The sequence below is a fragment of the Ilumatobacter coccineus YM16-304 genome, assembly GCF_000348785.1.
Classification (GTDB): domain Bacteria; phylum Actinomycetota; class Acidimicrobiia; order Acidimicrobiales; family Ilumatobacteraceae; genus Ilumatobacter_A; species Ilumatobacter_A coccineus.
The window spans coordinates 4,107,881-4,123,423 of record NC_020520.1; the positions used below are offsets into that span (position 1 = coordinate 4,107,881).

Here is a 15,543-nt window from a genome sequence, read left to right on the forward strand (position 1 = left end):
CGCGACCATCGCGCGACGATGTGGCCGGTCAGGTCGACGACGCGGTCAGGTCTCGTCGTGGGCCCAGCCGGCGCCGCCTTGCTCCTTGGCGGCGTAGAGCGCCTGATCGGCGGCCCGAACGGTGTCGAGCAATGACCGGTCGCCGGCGGCGGCGATGCCGACCGTCGCGCCGATTCGGATGTCGTCGTCACCGATCGCGAAGGGCTCCTTCAGGCGGTCGATGATGCGCTCGGCGAGCACGACGCGTTCGGTTTCGTCGTCGCCGCTCGCTTCGCAGAGCACCACGAACTCGTCGCCGCCGGTGCGATACACCCGGTCGTCACGTCGCACGGTGTTCTCGATTCGGCCGGCCGCCATCGAGACGACCTGATCGCCGACGTCGTGTCCGTACGTGTCGTTGACCGCCTTGAACCGGTCGAGGTCGATGAACAGCACGTCGGCGGCACGCCGCTCGGTCTTGAGGCGGTCGTTGAGTGCGGCGCGGTTTCCGACGCCCGTGAGAAAGTCGCGCAACGCAGCGGTCTCGAGTTCGAGTCGACGACGCTTCTGACCGAACGCCATGCCGGCGAGGCGGATGGCATCGATCAGGTGGTCTTCCTGGTTCGGGCTCGCGGTGCCGGCCTCGGAGCGGAACACCACGAGGACTCCGACCGCGGTCCGGTTGGCGTCGACGATCGGGCGCACGAAGAGCGCGGCGACACCGGCTTCTCCGAGCAGCTGTCGGGCGGCGGGTGCGAGCCCGGAGGCGGCGACGTCGTCGATGTCGCAGGCGACGCCTTCTTCGAGCGCCTTTCGCCACGGCGTGCCGAGCGCGTTGATCGCCTTGTCGTCGATGGGCCAGTCGCCGATCATGCGGAGTTCGGTCGACGAATCGCCAGCCGACGGATCGGGCATGAGCACGGCACCGATGCCGTCGAGCGGAAGCGCTCGAGCCGAGAGGGCGATCGCCTTGAGCGTGTGGTCGATGGTGTCGTCGGCGGCGACCGAGCTGACGGCGGTCGCCAGCACGTCGCGCACCGACTCGCTGGTGAGCGAGACGATGTATCCCTCGATCCCCAGTTCTTCCGGGCACGCCTGCGCCCACACCTGGGTCCAGTGCGACTGCCCGCTCGAGTCGACGTACCGGATGCGGCTCGGTCCCATCATCTGCGATTCCCACCGCGTTCCGACGTTGAACAGTTCGGCGGCGAAATCGATGTCGGCGGTGTTGACGAAGTCGAGGACGCTGCGCCCGAGGAACTCCTCGCGTGTGAGGCCCAACATGTCGGCGGTGCGCTGGTTCGCGAAGCGAATCGTGGCCATCGAGTCGATGAGGAACACCGCCACCGGCATCGCGTCGAGCACGACGAGCCGGCTGGCGTCGGAGAGCACGCCCGAGGGGTAGGGCGTGTTCGACGACCCGCTCGGCGGGGCAGGAGGTGCAGGCGGTGCCGGCACGCTCAGACCGTCGAGAACGTCGCCCGGGGCGAGGCGATCCATCGGAATCGTGGCGTCGACCGGCATGTCGGCGAGCGGGGAGTCGGCGTCGATCGGGAACGTCCGCACCGGCTCGATCGGCACGACATCGGGTGCGACCGGGTCGACGATCGCGTCAGCGACGACAGGGTCGGACGCCGGCGAGTCGAGGCTCAGTGGTTCGAGGCTCAGCGGTTCGATGGTGAGCGGAGTGACTGCGGGAGCGAGCAGACCGTCGTCGGCGACGGCCGCGACGTCGGTCGGAGCTGCGACGTCGGGCGGGCTCGCGGGTGACACGACCGAAGGTTCGACCCGAGCGTGGAGCGTTTCGTCCGGCGTCGAATCCGCAACCGGCGTGGTCAGCATCGGGCGCGAGCGGGCGATCGACGCGGTCGGAGCGGGGATCGGTGAGTCCGACTGTTCCTCCGTCTCCCCGACGAGCGCCGCAAGAGCCTCGATCTCGTCCATGATCGACGGCGGCGCGTCGGCCGACTTCGACGCTGTGCGATCGTCCGGCGACGAGCCGTGCGGCGGGGGCGACGCGAGTTCGTTGTCGGTTGCGGTCACGTAGTGGCTTTCGGCACAGAACGGGGCGCACTTGAGAGAATCGTGACGATGCCGCACCCACTTTTCCCCGTGTGGCTGTTGCCGCTGCGCCGTCGATCAGTTGCAAGCACCACCCACAGTGCCCACCCCGCGCAACACGTGAAGCACACCCACACCCACCGACACGATCGAGATGACCAGCATCAACGTCTTGTCGTCGGTTCGCTTGAACGCCACGACGCAGCCGACGAGACCGGTGATGATGGCGACGACGCCGAAGAAGGCAGCGCCTCCGTCGAAGTAGCTGCACTCGGTCAGTCGACCGTTGCGGCTGCTCGTCGTGGTCGACGAACACCGAACGACGAAGCCGAGAATGGCCGAAACCATCGCCGTCCGGATGGATGCTGGCGTGTTCTTCCATGAGAAGTTCATGCCCTCACCTTGATGCCTCGGCGTGACCGGGACGTCAACTGGCGCCCGCCGTGGCATCATCTGCGGCGTGATCGACATCGATGCCGCGCTCAACGCCCTCTCGCTCGCCGACAAGTGTCGGCTCGTGGCAGGCGAGACCAACTGGCGCACCAAAGCGTTCCCCGAGGCCGGGATTCCACAGCTCAAGATGAGCGATGGTCCCACCGGGATCCGCGGCGAAGGACACGGGTCGGCCGGAACCCCGGGCGTGGCGGTGCCCGCGGGCATCACCCTCGGAGCGTCGTGGGACCCCGACCTGCTCGGCGAGATCGGCGACCTGCTCGGACGGGAGGCCGTCCGCAAACGCGCCCACGTGCTGCTCGGCCCGACCGTCAACCTGCACCGCACTCCGATCGGCGGCCGCACCTTCGAGTGCTACTCGGAGGATCCCGAACTGTCGGGCGCACTCGCAGCGAGCTACGTCCGGGCCGTGCAGCGTCACGACGTCGCCGTGACCGTCAAGCACTTCGTGTGCAACGACACCGAGATCGATCGCATGACGGTCGACGTCGATGTCGATGAGCGGCCGCTCCGCGAGCTCTACCTGCGCCCGTTCGAACGAGCGGTGAAGGAAGGCGGCGCGTGGGGCATCATGACCGCGTACAACCGCGTCGCCGGTGAGTTCGCCGCACAGAACCGACGGCTGCTGACCGACATCCTGCGAGGCGAGTGGGGCTTCGACGGGTTCGCCGTGTCGGACTGGTTCGGCGTGCACGAACCCGTCGGAGCCGCCAACGCCGGACTGACCCTCGAGATGCCCGCCCCGGTGCGGGTGTACGGCGATCGGCTGCTCGCCGCGATCGAGGCCGGATCGGTCACCGAGGAGACGGTCGATGGCCTCGTCCGCGACCTGCTCGGTGTGATGAACCGCACGAAGGCCGACGAGCGGAACTGTGACGAGCCCGAACTGTCGATCGACGACCCGGCCGAGCGAGCACTCACGCGCCGAGCGGCGATCGGCGGCACCGTGCTGCTGCGCAACGAGCCGATCGATTCGAGCGGCCACCCGGTCCTGCCGGTCGCGCTCGACGGACTCGCGTCGATGGCGGTCATCGGCCCCAACGCGGTGATCGACCGGTCGATGGGTGGGGGCTCGGCGAGCCTCACGCCGTTCGACCACCGGACGCTCCTCGACGCGTTGAGCGACCGAGTCGGGCCCGACACCGACGTCCGCTACGAGCCGGGGGTGCGCATCGACCGACTCACTCCGATCGTGCGCAGCGCCCGGCTCCGCACTCCCGACGGCGCCGACGGGCTCCGCCTCGAATACGTCAACGGCACCGACTGGGACGCACCGGCCACCATCGACACCGTCACCTCCAGCTCGATGATCCGCTTCTTCGGGACCACGCCCGACGAGATCGACGCCACGGCGTTCGGCGCCCGCGTCAGCGGATCGTTCGTTCCCGAGATCGACGGCCCCCACGAGATCGGCGTGGTCTCGACCGGTCCGGTCACGATGACCGCCCGCACCGGCGACGGTGACCCGATCGTGGTCGTCGACGACCCCGACATGCTCCTGCCACGCACTCGCGAGTTCTTCGGGTACGGCAGCGAGGAGTCGGTCGCCACCGTCGAGTGCCGCGCCGGTGAGCCGGTGCACCTCGAGGTCAAGTGGCGGACCTCCGCCGAGAACGGCTTCGCAGCACTGCGCATCGGCGTCCGCCCGCCCGAGCCCAGCGATCTCATCGACCGGGCGGTCGCCGCCGCAGCCGAGGCCGACGTCGCCGTCGTGGTGGTGGGCACCAACGACGAGTGGGAGACCGAGGGGTTCGACCGCGAAGTCATGAGCCTGCCCGGACGACAAGACGAACTCGTCGAGCGGGTCGTCGCCGCCAACCCGAACACGGTCGTGGTGGTCAACGCCGGCTCCCCGGTCTCGATGGACTGGGCGGCCGACGATCATCCTCGTCCGGCGGCTGCGATCGTCACGTCGTTCTTCGCCGGTCAGGAGCAAGCGGAGGCGATGGTCGACGTGCTCACCGGTGTCGCCGACCCGGCGGGTCGCTTGCCGATCACGTACCCCCAGCGCCTTGCCGACACGCCGGCCTTCGAACACCACGAGCCGGTGCGCTCGGCCGGCCGCCCACCGCAGCAGCGCTACGCCGAAGGGCTCTTCATCGGCCATCGTCACTACGAAGCGAACGATGTCGCGCCGCGCTTCTGGCTCGGACACGGGCTGAGCTACGGCTCGGTCGAGTGGAGCACGCCGACCGCGTCACGCACGAGCGACACCGCGGCGTCGCTCGACGACTCCCCCATCGTCGTCTCGCTGTCGCTGACCAACACCTCAGACCGCGACGCCACCTCGGTGGTCCAGTGCTACGTCGCCCCGATCGCTCCGTCGGTCGAACGGCCCGTCCGTGAGCTGAAGGCGTGGGCCAAGGAGTCATTGCCGGCCCAGGCCCGTCGCGACGTCTCGATCGAGCTCGGCAGCTCCGCATTCCGCCACTGGGACGAGGAATCGGGCGCATGGAAGGTCGAGCCCGGCGAGTACGACATCGTCGTGGCGACCAGCGCCGATCCTGACGACGAGCACGAACGCCTGCGCATCACGATCACCTGAGGCCACCTGGGCACACCTGAGCGCACCTGAAGCGAGCCCATCGGGCGGGTGGCGACTCGCGATGAAAGCGTTTACATTGTCCGGATGACGCAGCACTCCGAGCACTGGTGGTCCGAGGCCGTGGTGTACCAGGTCTACGTACGTTCGTTTGCCGACGGCAACGGTGACGGCGTCGGCGACCTCGACGGCATCCGCCGACGACTCGACCACATCGCCTCCCTCGGCGTCGACGCCATCTGGCTCAACCCGTGCTACCCGTCGCCGCAACGAGACCACGGCTACGACGTCGCCGACTACTACTCGATCCACGAGGAGTACGGGACGCTCGACACGTTCGACGCGCTGCTCGCCGACGCCCGCGACCACGGCATCAAGATCCTCATGGATCTGGTGCCCAACCACTGTTCGAACGAACACGAGTGGTTCCAGGCCGCGCTCGCCGCTGCGCCCGGGAGCCCCGAACGCGCTCGGTTCTACTTCCGCGACGGCAAACCGCTCGGCGACGACCCCCACGGTGCGCCGCCCAACAACTGGATGGCGGCGTTCGGCGGTCCTGCGTGGTACCGAGTCGGCGACACCGCGCAGTGGTATCTCGGAACCTTCACTCCCCACCAGCCCGACTTCGACCACACCAACACCGACGTGCAGGAGATGTTCGCCGACGTCCTCGAGTTCTGGTTCGACCGCGGCGTCGAGGGGTTCCGTGTCGATGCGATCACCCCTGTCGGCAAGCACCCCGACCTCCCCGATCAGCCACCCGTCCCCGAAGGCACGGCGCTCCTTCAGGTCACCTGGGAGAACGAGTACTCGGTGTTCCGCGAGGAAGGCCATGCGGTGTGGCGCCAGTTCCGCAACACCATCGACGAGTACGAGCAGCGCCACCCGGGCCGCGACCTCATGATGGTCGCCGAGGCCTACATGACCGATCGCCCCGGCCTCATGGGTCGATTCGTCAATACCGAGCAGTTCCACGCCGCCTTCGCGTTCGACCTGTTGTTGGCCCCGTGGGTCAAGGCTCCGATCGAGCACGCCATCACCGAGACCCTCCGGCTCCTCGAGCTCGGTTCCCCGCCGACGTGGACGCTCAACAACCACGATGTCCAGCGCATCGTCACCCGCCTCGGCCGAGCGACGGCCGCCGACGAGAGCAGCGCGTCGAACAACGCGCTCGAGACCGAGAACAGCACGGTCGACGTCACGACCGGCACGCGGCGAGCCAGGGCCATGATCAGCCTGGTGATGGCGATGCCCGGCTCGTTGTACCTGTACATGGGCGAAGAACTCGGTCTTCCCGAGGTGCTCGACATCCCCGACGATCGCCGCGAAGATCCGGTGTTCTTCCAGACGAACGGCGAACGGCTCGGCCGCGACGGTTGCCGGGTGCCGCTCCCGTGGACCACCGACGAAGCGACGTCGTTCGGCTTCTCGGCCGTCGCCGATGGCCAGGCCGAGGCCCCCGAACCCTGGTTGCCGCAGCCGTCGTGGTGGGGACAGTTCGCCGTCACCGAACTCGACTCCGACGACGACTCGACGCTCGCGCTCTACCGCGAACTGCTCGCCGCCCGCCGAGAGCACGCGCTGCCGCAGGGAACTGCCGCACATCTCGTCGACCTCGGTCCGGGTCTCGTCGCCGTGCGCCGCGGCGACCTCGTCGTCGTCACCAACGTCACCGATGCCCCGATCGCGCTCGACATGACCGACGACCATCTCGAGATCGCGACCCCGATGTTCGCGTCGGCGCCCGCCGAGATGCACACGCCAGGGGTCATCCCGCCCGACAGCACCATCTGGTTCGTCAGCTGACGTTGACGTTCCCACCTGTCGGGCTGACGTTCCGGGTTCGCGGCTGACGTTCTGATACGTCGGCTGACGCGGGTGCCGGCTCGCGAGGCCGCTGTTCGCCGAGCGCTACGTTGGTGGCAACCCTCAGGAGCCTCAGATGACCACCAACATTCTCGACACGCTCGCCGAGCTCGACCTCTTCGCCGACCTGTCGAAGAAGGAGATCAAGTCGGTACGCCAGCGGATGACACCGATGTCGGTCACGGCCGGAACCGAGCTGATCACCGAAGGTGAGATCGGGCGCGAGGCGTTCATCATCACCGACGGCGAGGCGACGATCTGGCGTCGCGGTCGTCTCGTCACCACGGTCGGCCCCGGCACCGTGCTCGGCGAGATGGCCGTCCTCACCGGCATCACGCGCACCGCAACGGTCCGCGCCGAGACCGACCTCGAACTCCAGATGCTCTCTCGCCGCGAGTTCTTCGGTCTGCTCGACGAGTCACCGACGATGACCCGCAAGCTCCTGGTGTCGACGATCAACCGACTCCAAGAACTCGAACCCGGCCTCCTCCAGTAACCAAACGCCCACGCGACCGCATCGAGCCTGGGCAAAAATCACCCTCACGCGTACACATTCAGCCTGGGCAGAAATCACCCTTTCGGGGCGCGGTGGGGCTCGGTCAGTCGGCGGGGGGCGGGCTGAAGTCGTCGGGGATGACGAGGTCGTCGGGCGAGAGCTCGGCGATCGACGACTTGCCCATGCCGAGCAGGTACGAGTCGATGCCCATCCGCAACACGTCGAGCACGTTCTCGACACCCGCCTGCCCGTTGGCTGCGAGGCCCCACAGGTAGGCACGTCCGATCAGCACGGCCTTCGCCCCGAGCGCGACCGCCTTCACCACGTCGCTCCCGCGACGGATGCCACCGTCCATCAGCACTTCGACCTGATCGCCGACCGCGGCGACCACTTCGGGCAGCACGCGAATCGGAGCCGGGGCACCGTCGAGGTTGTTGCCGCCGTGCGTCGACACGGAGATCGCGGTGGCACCGGCGTCGACCGCTCGGCGGGCTTCGTCGGCGCGGGCGATGCCCTTCACCATGAACGGACCATCCCACTGCTCGCGCAGCCAGGCGATGTCGTCCCACGTCGGCGGCGGCGTGCCCATCCAGACGCCGTACGCCTCGAAGAAGCCGGGCACCGGAGCACTCGGATCGGTCGGGAAGTTCGGCACGCCGAGGGCCGGCAGTGCACCGGATCGGACCCAGTCGAGGAGCCAACGCGGACGCAGCGCGACTTCGGGACCGTGCCGAAGCATGGTCATCAGGTCGATGCTCGCCGGAATCGGCGGGCTGCCCCAGTCACGGCTGTGGACGAACGACCAGTCGAGCGTGAGGATCGCGCCGACGGCTCCGGCTTCCTTGGCACGCGCGAGGCGAGCGACCATCTCGTCGCGCCCTCCCGCCCAGTAGATCTGGAAGAACGTCTGCGGGTTGGCGTCGATCACTTCGGCCATCGGCTTCGATGCGAACGAGCTCAGCCCCATCGCCACGCCCCGGGCGGCGGCCGCCCGAGCGACGGCGACTTCGCCGTCGGGATGCACGGCTTGCACGCCGGTCGGCGAGATCAGGACGGGCATCGAGATCGGCTGGCCCATCACCTCGGTTGCCATGTCGCGGCTCGCCGACTGACCGGCGGTGACCGGCCGGACACCGAGTTCGTCGAAGGCCGACATGTTGTCGTTCATGGTCAGTCCGCGCTCGGATCCGGCGATCAGCGCGCCGTACACCGACTTCGGCAGGCGCCGCTTGGCGCGCTTCTGCGCCACGGCGATCGACTCGAACCAGGGGTTGAACCAGGGATTCTCCACGACCGCAGTCTACGGACGGGCCGTCGCTCGTCCGAATGCCCGACGCGGTCCACGCCGAGGCCGTGACGTCGGCGGCAACGCGGTGCACACGACCCGAATGCCGGTCTGGCTGCAAGACTGGCACCGATGCGATTGGGCGAGGCCACCTCGGGCGAGGTTCGACAAGCGGCGACGGTGATGGCCGGAGACGACGGCACGCTGTCGCCCATCGTGCTCATCCCGGTCGGGTCGACCGAGCAACACGGTCCACACCTCCCGCTCAACACCGACACGCTGATCGCCGAGGAGATCGCGGGTCGAGCGATTCATCGCACCGACGGGCTGATGCTCGGCCCGACCATCTCGGTGAGCGCGTCCGGAGAACATGCGGGCTTCGCGGGCACGCTGTCGATCGGCACCGAGGTCATGTCACAGGTGGCGATCGAGCTCGGTCGGAGCGCAGATTGGGCAGCCGGCATCGTCTTCGTCAACGGTCACGGCGGCAATCACGCGGCGTTGAAACAGGCGGTCGCGACGCTCACGTACGAGCGTCGGCCGGTGTTGTCGTGGTCGCCGCGTTGGCCGAAGCGCACCGACGGCGGCCCACCCGACCTGCACGCCGGACGCATCGAGACCTCACTGATGCTGGCGATCGACCCGGGACTCGTTCGCCTCGAACGGGCGACGGCGGGGCCGGACACACCACTCGACCAACTCCTCCCGGCGCTCCGTGCGCACGGCGTGATGAACGTCAGCACCTCCGGCGTGCTCGGCGACCCCGAAGGGGCATCGGGCAACGAAGGCGAACGGTTCATCAACGACTTCGTCGCCGACCTCGTCCACGAGATCGAAGCCTGGCGACCGATCGACCCGACACCGATCTGACTCGAACGCTCGACGGTCGACGGTCGACGTCGAGCGCCGCGACGATCAGTCGACCGTGACGGGTTCGCGAGCGCGACTCACCGCGGCGGCAAGGCGCTCGCTGATGTCGTCGCAGTCGTCGCATCCCCAGATCGCCGAGTAGACGATGCAACCCATGCAGATGGCGGCGAACGCTTCGAGCGATGCTGCGACGACGAGCCCGGCGAGCAGCACGTAGGTGACGACCGGAGCCCCGGCGAACCAGGCGATCGCGGCCGCTGCGGAGAAGCCGAGCCCGATGAGCTGGGCGAACCGCTTCGGCGGGCCGGGCACTCGCCTCGACGTGACGCCGAAACGCCGTTCGACGAGCGGTGTGACGACGCGAACCGAGAGTTGACCGAGCGGCGACATCGTCGGCCCGGTGAGCACGCGAGCAGCGAATCCGTAGGCCAGCGGCACCAACAACCATCCCTCCCGGAGCACCAGGAAGAGCACTGCTTGAGCGACCACGCCCGCGGCCACGAGCCGGGCCGAGGTCTCGTTCACCGGATCGGGAAAGCTGAAGAAGTTCCGCACGTGGTGCACAACCTCCACGCTACGAGCGCAATTCCCGATCCAGTTGGTCGGGTTTGAGGTTTCGCCCGCGGTGTCGGCGGAATGCGACCGGTTTCAGCCGCCGAGATGGCGGTACACGCGCTCGGCTGGCCCGCGACCGAAGCGACGGTGCCACTCCGCTGCCGCCGCGATGGCGACGACCCAGAACGCCACCGAGAACGTCAGGGCGGTACCGAGGCCGGCCGGTTCGATCCAGTCGAGCCAGTCGACGAGCAGGTTGAACACGAGGATGTGGGCGATGTAGATCGTCAACGTCATCTGGCCGGCTCGCCGCAGCGGACCGAGCGCTCCGCCGAGGCGCGCGACAAGCCACGAGATCGCACCGAACGCGACGAGTGCCGTGCCGAGCGCGCTCGCGGCGTAGACGATGCCGCGGTCGAACGGGTCGGTCGACAACACCACCGACTGGAACGGCGTCGACGCTCTCGTCTCGATCAGCCAGGCGCCGGCGAACAACACGAGTCCCACGCCGATCGTCAACAGGTCGAGTTGCTCGACGCCGAGAAGTCGTCCGAGCACGATGCCCGCGCAGAAGAACACGAGCCACGGAAGCAGTGGATGGGTTCCGTTGATCGCGAGATCGAACGCGAAGCGGCGGATCGAATCGTCGCCCGGATCGGTCAGCCAACTCACCGACTCGCCATCGATGCGTCGTTGCAGCGCCCAGGTGTTGATGCCCCAACCGGCCAGCGCGGCGGCGACCCCGACGGCCACCACCCATCGCGTCGCGAGCGTGAACAGGAGCGCGGCGATGACGAACATGGCGCCGTAGTAGAGGATGATCGTGCCCGACCAGATCACGTCGAGCAGTTGACCGAGGAGGTAGAGCACCAGCCCTCGCCGGACGAGTCGCCATCGCATGTCACGGATGACGTCGGCGCTGCCGTCGGCGACAGCTCGACGGGTCAGGAGGGTCACGCCCACGCCGGCCATGAGCACGAACGTTGCGGCGAATCGGGTCGCCATCGGGCCGGTCCACGGGTTGAACAGGTCGACTGCCCATCCCGTGCCGGGATCGCCGCCGCGGATCATCAGGTAGCCGTGATAGTTCATCACGACCACACCGATCAGCGCGCACGCGCGGACGACGTCGGGTCCGGGAAGCCGTTCGATGCTCTCCGATGGAGGCGATGCCCGGTCGACCGTCGATGCGGTCATGTCACAGCCAGCGGTACTCGTCGATGGCGGTCATGTGCAGCGGTCGCTGCACGTCGACCCAGTCACCGATCGCCGGCAGCGGCTCGCCGTCGGGAACGAAGGCCATCGAGCTGTGCATGTGCGGAGGTTCGTGCAGGGCCATGCGCGTTCGTCCGAAGTGAAACGGGCTGCGCCCGTCGGCGAGCGGCGTGACCCCGTTGGCGGTGCCCGCTCCGATCATCACGAGATGCCCTGACGCCGGCACCGTCCCTTGCTGATAGCCGGCCGGCTGCCCGGCTTCGACAGCGCGCACGTTGAGCACGTCGGCACCGAGGTGCAGCGCCGACTTGTCGCCGTGCCAGAGCGCGGTACCGACGCGCAGTCGGTAGCGGTGTGAGTCGGGCAGCGCGGCGTATGCGTCTCGTGCGAGGTGGCTGACCCAGACCTCGAGGGCGGGGTCGACTCCGGTGAGCGCGGTCGTGATCTGCTCGACGCGCTGGTCGTCGGTCCCGGCGATCGGGGGGTGCATCGCGACGCCGATGACGTCGAGCCCGGCGGCGCGGGCCTCGTCGACGACCGCGAGGTCGCCGCCGTATCGACGGAGTTCGGTGCCGAGTTTGACGATGACGCGTCCGGCCCATCCGCTCAGCGCAGCGATGTGTTCGGATCGGCCGACGGTGAGGATCGGCGTCGCGTCGGCAGGTGCGGTGAGCGTCGGGGTGAGGACGACGACGTCGAGGTCGTCGGGCAGGTCGGCGAGTTCGTGCACGGTGCCGACGGCGATGGTGTCGCTGAACTCGGCGGCGATGTCGGCGAGGTGGCGTCGTCCGAAGCCGTAGCCGTTGCCTTTGACGACGGGGACGAGACCGTCGATCGATGCGGCGAACCGGGCGATCTGACTTCGCCAGATCGCCGTACGTACCGAGAGCCGAACCGTCACACGACGAATGTACTGCCAGACCGCGAACCCACGTCAGCACCCCCACGACGCGCACGTGCGCCCGGCGACGAGAGCCCCAGCGACCAAACCCAGGATCAGCAGCGACAAGACCTACCCACAAAGAACCAGCGGCGAGCCGCCGACAATCATCGCGGCCCGGCGCCGGGAGCGCCAGCGACCAAGCCTGGGATCGGCGGCGGCCAGACCCACCCAGCAGCAAGCCAGCGGAGAGCCGCCGATAATCGTTGCGGAGCCGCCGATGATCGCTACGAAGAATCACCGACAATCATCGAGCTGCGGCAGCGCCGAGCAACGAACCGCTGCGCGCCCGGCGCCGGGAGCGCCAGCGACCAAGCCTGGGATCGGCGGCGACCAGACCCACCCAGCAGCAAGCCAGCGGAGAGCCGCCGATAATCGTTGCGGAGCCGCCGATGATCGTTACGAAGAATCACCGACAAACATCGAGCTGCGGCAGCGCCGAGCAACGAACCGCTACGCGCCCGGCGCCGGGAGCGCCAGCGACCAAGCCTGGGGTCAGCGGCGACCAGACGTGCTCAGCAGAGAGCTTGCGGCGAGCCGCTGACAATCATCACAGATTGAAGGGGTCGCTGAAGGTGTCGCACTGGTTCGGGTCGCCGGTGTTGTAGCCGACGTTGAACCAGCGCATCCGCTGTTCGCCTGATCCGTGTGTCCACGACTCGGGGTCGACGCGTCCTTGCGTCGCCTGTTGGATCGTGTCGTCGCCGACGGCGTTGGCGGCGTTGAGCGCTTCTTCGATCTCGGAGCTGGAGTCGAACTGGTTGCGGGCGTTCGCGTCGTTGGCCCATGCGCCGGCGAGGCAGTCGGCTTGCAGTTCGAGGGCGACCGAGTAGGCGTTCTTGTTGCGGGGATCCTGCTGCTGTTTGCGGTGCATCTCGGCGTTGATGCCGAGCGCGTTCTGGATGTGGTGGCCGTATTCGTGGGCGACGATGTACTGCGCGGCGAGGTCGCCTTCGGCGCCGAAGTCGGCTTGGAGCTTGGCGAGGAAGTCGAGGTCGAAGTACACGAGGTTGTCGGCCGGACAGTAGAACGGTCCGGTCTGTGACGATGCCTGTCCGCATCCGGTGTTGGTGAATCCGGAGAAGAAGACGGTCTGGGTCACCGGGTATTCGAGGCCTTGGAACGACTCGGGGTACTGCTCGATCCAGTACTCCTGGACGTCGATCGTGGCGCCGCACAGGATCTGTTCGGCTTCGCTGCTGCACGTGTCGTCGTCGCCACCGGTCGACTGGCTCGATGGGGCTGATGTTCCTCCCAGGCCTGCGGCGGTGCCCGAGGCTCCGCCGAGCAGCTTGGGGAGGAAGAGGGTGGCGAGCAGCACGACGATGCCGATGACGCCGCCGCCGAGCTTGAGGCCGCCGCCGCCCGAGCGGCCGCCGCGGTTTCCGCCGAGCGCGCCACCGAGGATGTCGCCGAGGCCGCCTCCTCCACCGCCACCGCCGCTGAGCGCACCGCCGAGCAGGTCTCCGAGTCCGCCGCCGCCCGAACGGCCGCCGCCACCCTGGCCGCGACGGTCTTGGATCATTCGGGAGTCGCGAGACCTGATCTTCGTCATGCCCCCATCATTCCATCCCGGCGGCCGTTCCGCGACTCCATCGCGGTTGCTGTGCGCCGCAGCGCGGTTTGCGATGCTCGTCGCTCTCCGGCGTCGTCGTGTTCGGAGCGGGCTCGTGACGGGAGCGGAGTGTCAGATCTTGCGGCCGCTGCCTTCCCAGAACGGGGCTCGGAGTTCGCGCTTGAGCAGCTTGCCGGCGGCGCTGCGGGGCATCACGTCGATCACGTCGAAGCTCTTGGGTTGCTTGTAGCCGGCGAGGTGCTCGCGGCTGATCGCGACGAGTTCGGCTTCGAGCTCGGGGGACCAGTCGACGCCGTCGGCGAGCTGCACGGTGGCTTTGACCTCTTCGCCGAACTCGGTGTTGGGGACGCCGAAGACGGCGACGTCGAGCACCTGCGGGTGGGTGACGAGTACCGCTTCGATCTCGGCGGGATAGATGTTGACCCCGCCGGAGATGATCATGTCGATCTTGCGGTCGGAGAGGAAGAGGTAGCCGGCGTCGTCGATGTATCCGATGTCGCCCATGGTCATGTAGCCGGGCTCGGTGTGCGCTTCGGCGGTCTTCTCGGGCGAGTTGAGGTACTCGAAGTCCTGGCCGATGGCGCTCTTGACGTGGATGACGCCTTCCTCGTTGGGCCCGGCGACGTCGCCTGCCGCGTTGACGATCTTGACGTCGACCATCTCCGACGGCTTGCCGACGGAGCCGGGTCGTTCGAGCCATTCGTCGGCGCTGATCATCGACACGATGCCGCCTTCGGTGGCGCCGTAGTACTCGATGATCTTGGGGCCCCACCATTCGATCATCTGGCGCTTGACCTCGGGGGCGCACGGAGCGGCGCCGTGGACGGCGACCACGAGCGAACTGCCGTCGAAGCGTTCCTTGGCGGCGTCGTCGACTCGGAGCAGACGGACGAACTGCGTGGGGACGAGGTGGATGTTGGTGATCTGGTACTCGTCGATCATGGCGAGGGTCTGCTCGGGAATGAACTTCGCCTGCATGACGACCGAGACGCCGGCGATGAGCGGCAGGTAGCTGTAGGCCCACTGTGCGGAGTGGTACTGCGGGCCGCACAAGAGGGTGCGCCCGTTCTGTGGGATGCCGAGGCTGTCCATCGACCCGGCCATCAACTGGAGCACTTCGACGGGCGTGTTGATCTGGAAGCTGGTGCTCCGGACGCCCTTGGGTCGCCCGGTCGTGCCGGACGTGTAGAACATCACACCGCCGAGCATCTGCCCGTCGGGTTCGGACGGGTCGGAGGCGGCGAGCGCGTCGTCGTAACTCGAGAGCCGGTGTGTCGTACGATCGGGCGCGGCGGGCTCGACGGCACCGTCGAGCGACCTCATGACGAGTCTGGTGGTGGTCGCCGTGTCGGGTTCGATGTCGAGCGCCGCGCCGGCGAGCGCTTCGAATTCGCTCGCCACGATCAGGGCCGTGGCGCCGGAGTCGGCGAGCACGTAGGCCACCTCGTCGGCGGCGAAGTGCCAGTTGATCGGTACGCAGTGGAAGCCGGAGTGAGAGCAAGCGAGGTAGACCTCTTCGATCTCACGTCGGTTGCCGGCGAGCAACGCGACGCGGTCGTCGGGTTGTACGCCGGCGTTCCGGAGGTGATGGATCAGCCGGTTGACGCGGTCGTCGAGTTCGCCCCACGTCGTGGTTCCCCACTCGTCGATGACGGCGGCGTCGTGCTGTCGGTCGAGGTGTGATGCCGTGATGAGGGCCATCGGC

General features: G+C 68.0%; 12 protein-coding genes. 4 read left to right on the plus strand and 8 right to left on the minus strand.

Annotated features, from left to right (window positions below; translation table 11 throughout):
• Positions 1–45: 45 nt before the first annotated feature.
• Positions 46–2,022, minus strand: a complete 1,977-nt coding sequence (locus YM304_RS23075) for a GGDEF domain-containing protein (protein ID WP_015443192.1) — start codon at positions 2,020–2,022, stop codon at positions 46–48.
• A 96-nt stretch (positions 2,023–2,118) separates the two neighbouring features.
• Positions 2,119–2,433 (minus strand): hypothetical protein, encoded by a 315-nt coding sequence (locus YM304_RS18210; protein ID WP_015443193.1) that lies wholly within the window; start codon positions 2,431–2,433, stop codon positions 2,119–2,121.
• Positions 2,434–2,500: 67 nt separating this feature from the next.
• On the opposite strand from YM304_RS18210, the gene YM304_RS18215 reads away from it, so the two are divergent.
• The 3 genes from YM304_RS18215 to YM304_RS23080 all read left to right on the plus strand — a co-directional run bounded on the left by YM304_RS18215 (position 2,501) and on the right by YM304_RS23080 (position 7,397).
• Positions 2,501–5,038, plus strand: a complete 2,538-nt coding sequence (locus YM304_RS18215; RefSeq protein ID WP_051071496.1) for a beta-glucosidase family protein — start codon at positions 2,501–2,503, stop codon at positions 5,036–5,038.
• 84 nt (positions 5,039–5,122) lie between these two features.
• Entirely contained in the window at positions 5,123–6,841 is a 1,719-nt protein-coding gene (locus YM304_RS18220) for an alpha-amylase family glycosyl hydrolase (protein ID WP_041298431.1), read from the plus strand.
• Positions 6,842–6,977: 136 nt separating this feature from the next.
• Positions 6,978–7,397 carry a cyclic nucleotide-binding domain-containing protein gene (locus YM304_RS23080; protein WP_015443196.1) on the plus strand — a complete coding sequence of 140 codons (420 nt, stop codon included), beginning with the start codon at positions 6,978–6,980 and terminating at the stop codon, positions 7,395–7,397.
• 103 nt (positions 7,398–7,500) lie between these two features.
• Here the strand turns inward: YM304_RS23080 and mftD are convergent, their stop codons facing one another.
• On the minus strand, positions 7,501–8,688 hold the full coding sequence (gene mftD / locus YM304_RS18230; protein WP_015443197.1) for a pre-mycofactocin synthase MftD: 1,188 nt from the start codon (positions 8,686–8,688) through the stop codon (positions 7,501–7,503).
• 126 nt (positions 8,689–8,814) lie between these two features.
• On the opposite strand from mftD, the gene mftE reads away from it, so the two are divergent.
• On the plus strand, positions 8,815–9,552 hold the full coding sequence (mftE, locus tag YM304_RS18235; RefSeq protein ID WP_015443198.1) for a mycofactocin biosynthesis peptidyl-dipeptidase MftE: 738 nt from the start codon (positions 8,815–8,817) through the stop codon (positions 9,550–9,552).
• Positions 9,553–9,597: 45 nt separating this feature from the next.
• Here mftE and YM304_RS18240 read toward each other — a convergent pair whose 3' ends face one another.
• From YM304_RS18240 to YM304_RS18260, 5 genes are all read right to left on the minus strand, one after another.
• The gene (locus YM304_RS18240) at positions 9,598–10,107 is read right to left on the minus strand and encodes a DUF4395 domain-containing protein (protein ID WP_070105384.1); all 510 of its coding nucleotides are present in this window, start codon (positions 10,105–10,107) and stop codon (positions 9,598–9,600) included.
• Positions 10,108–10,200: 93 nt separating this feature from the next.
• On the minus strand, positions 10,201–11,304 hold the full coding sequence (locus YM304_RS18245; RefSeq protein WP_015443200.1) for a DUF418 domain-containing protein: 1,104 nt from the start codon (positions 11,302–11,304) through the stop codon (positions 10,201–10,203).
• A 1-nt stretch (position 11,305) separates the two neighbouring features.
• Positions 11,306–12,223, minus strand: coding sequence for an alanine racemase (locus tag YM304_RS18250; RefSeq protein ID WP_015443201.1), 918 nt, complete (start codon positions 12,221–12,223; stop codon positions 11,306–11,308).
• Positions 12,224–12,812: 589 nt separating this feature from the next.
• The gene (ypfJ, locus tag YM304_RS18255) at positions 12,813–13,817 is read right to left on the minus strand and encodes a KPN_02809 family neutral zinc metallopeptidase (RefSeq protein WP_083908460.1); all 1,005 of its coding nucleotides are present in this window, start codon (positions 13,815–13,817) and stop codon (positions 12,813–12,815) included.
• Between the two features lie 132 nt (positions 13,818–13,949).
• A complete protein-coding gene (locus YM304_RS18260; protein ID WP_015443203.1) occupies positions 13,950–15,539 on the minus strand; it encodes an AMP-binding protein in 1,590 nt (529 codons plus the stop codon).
• Positions 15,540–15,543: the final 4 nt, after the last annotated feature.

What these genes read in the sequence shown, in the direction of transcription:
- YM304_RS18210 (WP_015443193.1), bottom strand. Translation starts at nt 2,433, where the DNA reads ATGAACTTCTCATGGAAGAACACGCCAGCATCCATCCGGACGGCGATG.
- YM304_RS18220 (WP_041298431.1), top strand. Translation starts at nt 5,123, where the DNA reads ATGACGCAGCACTCCGAGCACTGGTGGTCCGAGGCCGTGGTGTACCAG.
- YM304_RS23080 (WP_015443196.1), top strand. Translation starts at nt 6,978, where the DNA reads ATGACCACCAACATTCTCGACACGCTCGCCGAGCTCGACCTCTTCGCC.
- mftE (WP_015443198.1), top strand. Translation starts at nt 8,815, where the DNA reads ATGCGATTGGGCGAGGCCACCTCGGGCGAGGTTCGACAAGCGGCGACG.
- YM304_RS18245 (WP_015443200.1), bottom strand. Translation starts at nt 11,304, where the DNA reads ATGACCGCATCGACGGTCGACCGGGCATCGCCTCCATCGGAGAGCATC.
- ypfJ (WP_083908460.1), bottom strand. Translation starts at nt 13,817, where the DNA reads ATGACGAAGATCAGGTCTCGCGACTCCCGAATGATCCAAGACCGTCGC.
- YM304_RS18260 (WP_015443203.1), bottom strand. Translation starts at nt 15,539, where the DNA reads ATGGCCCTCATCACGGCATCACACCTCGACCGACAGCACGACGCCGCC.